Annotated in this window: 1 protein-coding gene; it reads left to right on the plus strand. The window is 43.4% G+C overall.

What is annotated here, in order from left to right:
• The first annotated feature begins 437 nt into the window (after nucleotides 1-437).
• Nucleotides 438-2,063: a methyl-accepting chemotaxis protein gene (locus OW495_RS22980; protein ID WP_289888553.1), complete on the plus strand. Its 1,626-nt coding sequence runs from the start codon at nucleotides 438-440 to the stop codon at nucleotides 2,061-2,063.
• The last annotated feature ends 269 nt before the right edge of the window (nucleotides 2,064-2,332 follow it).

A 2,332-nucleotide genomic window follows, 5' to 3' on the forward strand; every position in this document is an offset into this window, starting at 1 on the left:
GAACGGCGGACTGTTAATCCGTATGTCGCAAGTTCAAGTCTTGCAAGGGGAGCCACATTCAAGAAAGCCAAGTCGAAAGACTTGGCTTTTTTTTTGTTTGAGCAAAAGCTAACTCTATTCAGTATTGCCGCCAACTCAACATCAAGCCCTGATCATCTCCATAAAGTTAAAGCATCCCCTTTCCTATCTCGACAGTATCCATCCTTGAATTCGTTCAAACCCTCTCGATACAAACTAAACCACCTCTGAAATTAAGCACCTTTAGCCGCGTATCGTCACATAAAAACAAACAACATGGCAGTCCGTTACTTTTTTTGCTTCGTAAATTTAATCTTCATCATGTTTTGATATCTTTCTGATATCTGCCCTACACGACTTAGATTAAGATTCGATGAATTATATCTAATACTAATTATTGAATCGCTACGCAGGAAAATATGAAATTAAAAACGCAAGCTTACTTATTATCGGGCATCATCTTGATCGCTCTGCTGGCGCTAACTGCTACTGGTTTATGGACCTTGAGAGTCGCTAGTAACATGGACAACAAAGCTCGTGTGACAGAGCTATTTAAGAGCGCATACAGCATTCTTACTGAAGTCGAAAAAATGGCTATTGATGGCACTCTAGAAGAGCAACAGGCCAAACAACTTGCTACTCGCCTACTACGTAACAACATCTATAAAGACAATGAATACGTTTATGTTGCGGATGAAAACATGACGTTTGTTGCGACACCTCTGGATCCACAACTACACGGGACCAGCTTTAATGACTTTAAAGACGGTGATGGAAACAGTGTTGGCCAACTCATTCAACGAGTACTTGGCAACCGTACTGGCCAGATCATTGAGTACACCTGGACACAAAAGCTTCCAGACGGAACGATTGAAGAAAAACTGTCTATTGCAGAGAAGACCCCGCATTGGGGTTGGGTTGTCGGCACTGGTATCGGCTTCAATGAAGTCAATGCACGTTTCTGGTCAACGGCTCAATGGCAATTGTTTCTATGTGTCGTGATTGCTGGCCTTATTTTATCAAGCCTAATCGTATCTATTAAGCGAATGCTAGCGCTTCTTGGCGGCGAGCCTAAAGATGTAAGAGAAGCGGTACAAGCCGTCGCAGAAGGCCGCATTCAAACCTCTTTTGAAACTCAGGCAATAAACGGCAGTATTTATCACGCCGTACAACAAATGAGTAAGTCGTTAGCCGAGCTAGTCTCAAACCTTAATGCATCAATGCTGGCATTAAGAGGTGAGTTACAGCGCGTGGAAGATCGTGCAGGTTCCATAGCTCAGCTGACCGAGACTCAGCAACAGTCGACTGAGATGATCGCGACAGCTATGACGGAAATGGCCTCTTCAGCCAACAACGTTGCTGATTCAGCTGGCGATACTGCGCGTAATACTGACGAAGCTGATAAACAGAGCCAACATACTCAGCGCCTAATTCACAACACAGTAGATAACATTCAAGGTCTAGCAGGCCAACTCGGCACAGCAAGTGAAGCCGTCGCTAACTTAGACAGTGATGTACATAACATCGTTAAGGTCTTAGACGTCATCGGTGATATTGCAGAACAAACTAACCTTCTAGCACTGAATGCGGCAATTGAAGCGGCGCGTGCTGGTGAACAAGGTCGCGGATTTGCCGTTGTAGCAGATGAAGTTCGCAACCTTGCGGGTCGAACACAGTCAAGCACGAAAGAAATCCAACTAATGATCAATAACCTTCAAGAAGGCTCTCGTAACGCGATAAAAACTATGGAAGTGTGTGCGACTACCAGTGAAAGCACCGTAACAGAGTCCCAGGATGCCTCTGAAGCACTACAACAGATAGTTGTGGCGTTAGAGTCTATTTCATCAATGAGTCATCAAATCGCGACAGCCGCCGCTGAACAGACTCAGGTGAGTGATGATATTTCGAAGCGTATCAATATGATCGAAGAAAGTGGCAACCAACTGAGTAATGTAGTGACAGAAAGTCATAACAGCACTCAAACACTCGCCTCTCTTTCTAATGAATTAGAAGCCTGGGTTAATAGGTTTGAAGTAAAACACTAAACTCTCAACAAAACTCTTAAATATAAAAGCACGTTTTCATACGTGCTTTTTTTATTTCGACGCCCATTCAGTGTAGTTAACCGTAGTTTTACTATCTTTTAGAGCATGCTAGACCTAGGTTTTTCGCCCCAAATGAACAAAAACAACCCACTAAGTATAGAAAAACATCAAACAATACTTTTTTTGCAATTTAATGTTGACCCAGAACGCGAAAACACGTTTAATACACCTCGTCGCCCGGATAGCTCAGTCGGTAGAGCAGAGGATTG

The sequence above is a fragment of the Vibrio sp. 14N.309.X.WAT.E.F5 genome (assembly GCF_030397615.1).
In the GTDB taxonomy this organism is placed as follows: Bacteria; Pseudomonadota; Gammaproteobacteria; order Enterobacterales; family Vibrionaceae; genus Vibrio; species Vibrio lentus.

Coding starts and splice junctions, on each gene's coding strand:
- OW495_RS22980 (WP_289888553.1), top strand. CDS start 438: ATGAAATTAAAAACGCAAGCTTACTTATTATCGGGCATCATCTTGATC.